Origin of the sequence: Beijerinckia sp. L45 (assembly GCF_009765775.1) — a bacterium.
Classification (GTDB): Bacteria; Pseudomonadota; Alphaproteobacteria; order Rhizobiales; family Beijerinckiaceae; genus RH-AL1.
The window spans coordinates 35,186-36,567 of record NZ_LMUU01000123.1 but is presented as its reverse complement, the minus strand read 5'-3'; the positions used below and the strand labels follow the sequence as shown (position 1 = coordinate 36,567).

The window sequence follows — 1,382 nt, the reverse complement described above, 5'->3', positions numbered from 1 at the left end:
AGCCGAAGGTAACGCAACCGAGGGGCCGGCGCTTCGCTCTCGCCGCGCTGTTGTCCGTGTCGCCTGGGTCGCTTCGCTGCGCTCGCGATGACGGACGAAAACGTCATTGCGAGCCGAAGGCGAAGCAACCCAGCGGCCAGCGCTTTGCTCTCGTGGCGCTGCGGTGCGCCGCCCCTGGCTCGCTTCGCTCGCGATGACGGAGAGATCATGCCAGATCGGCATACAGATCCCGCCACTGCGGGTTCATCCCCTCGATCAGCGCCAGCTTTTTGGCTCGCGATCCAGCTTTGATCTGCTTTTCGCGCGCGATGGCGTCGAGCATCATCTCGTAAGGTTCGTACCAGACGAGCAGCTTGCAGCCGTGTCGGGCTGTAAACCCTCGGACCAAGCTCTCGCGATGTTCGTAGACTCGCCGCGACAGCTTGGCGGTAACGCCGGTGTACAGCGTGCCGTTGCGTCGGCTCGCCATGATGTACACGGCTGGCTCACGCATGTTGAACCTCCGTCTTTGCGAACCGAAGGCGAAGCAAACCAGGGGCCGGCGCTTCCATCGCGCCGCGCTGCGGTCCGTTGCCCCTGGCTCGCTTCGCTGCGCTCGCGATGACGGCGCCATGCCGCCAACGTTGCCCCCGCGCCGCGCCTCCCTTATATCGGCACCCCACCGCTTACGCCGACTCGTATCGGCGAGTGAGCCCGAGGAGCCGAAAAATGATTTCTGTGACTTTTCCAGATGGCAACAGCCGTCAGTTCGAGCCAGGCGTCTCCGGCGCCGATGTCGCCAAAAGCATCTCGCCGTCGCTGCTGAAGCGCACCGTCGCGATGATGCGCGACGGGGTGCTGAGCGACCTCTCCGACACCCTCGACGTCGACGCCAAGCTCGAGTTCCTCTCCCGCGACGATCCCCGGTCCCTCGAGCTGATCCGCCACGATACGGCGCATGTGTTGGCGGAAGCCGTGCAGGCGCTCTATCCCTCTACGCAGGTCACCATCGGCCCGGTGATCGAGAACGGCTTTTACTACGATTTTTACCGCGAGACGCCGTTCACGCCGGAGGATTTCGCCGCCATCGAGAAGAAGATGCGCGAGCTCATCCAGAAGGATGCGCCGTTCACCAAGGAGTCCTGGACGCGCGAGCAGGCCAAGGATTTCTTCGAAAAGCGCGGCGAGGCGTTCAAGATCGAGCTGGTCGACATGATCCCGGCCGACCAGGCGCTCAAAATCTACAAGCAGGGGGACTGGCTCGACCTCTGCCGCGGTCCGCACATGACATCGACGGGCAAGATCGGCAGCGCGTTCAAGCTGATGAAGGTCGCCGGCGCCTACTGGCGCGGCGACAGCACCCGCCCGATGCTGCAGCGGATCTACGCCACCGCCTTCGCCAA

The 1,382-nt window shown here is 64.0% G+C and carries 2 protein-coding genes; one reads left to right on the top strand and one right to left on the bottom strand.

Going from position 1 to position 1,382, the window contains the following annotated elements; translation table 11 throughout:
- Positions 1–205 precede the first annotated feature (205 nt).
- Positions 206–493: a GIY-YIG nuclease family protein gene (locus GSQ79_RS13105; RefSeq protein WP_158809155.1), complete on the bottom strand. Its 288-nt coding sequence runs from the start codon at positions 491–493 to the stop codon at positions 206–208.
- A gap of 215 nt (positions 494–708) precedes the next feature.
- On the opposite strand from GSQ79_RS13105, the gene GSQ79_RS29525 reads away from it, so the two are divergent.
- Positions 709–1,382 (top strand): TGS domain-containing protein (locus tag GSQ79_RS29525; RefSeq protein WP_368669941.1); only part of this gene is annotated, 674 nt, incomplete at its 3' end.

What these genes read in the sequence shown, in the direction of transcription:
- GSQ79_RS13105 (WP_158809155.1), bottom strand. Translation starts at nt 493, where the DNA reads ATGCGTGAGCCAGCCGTGTACATCATGGCGAGCCGACGCAACGGCACG.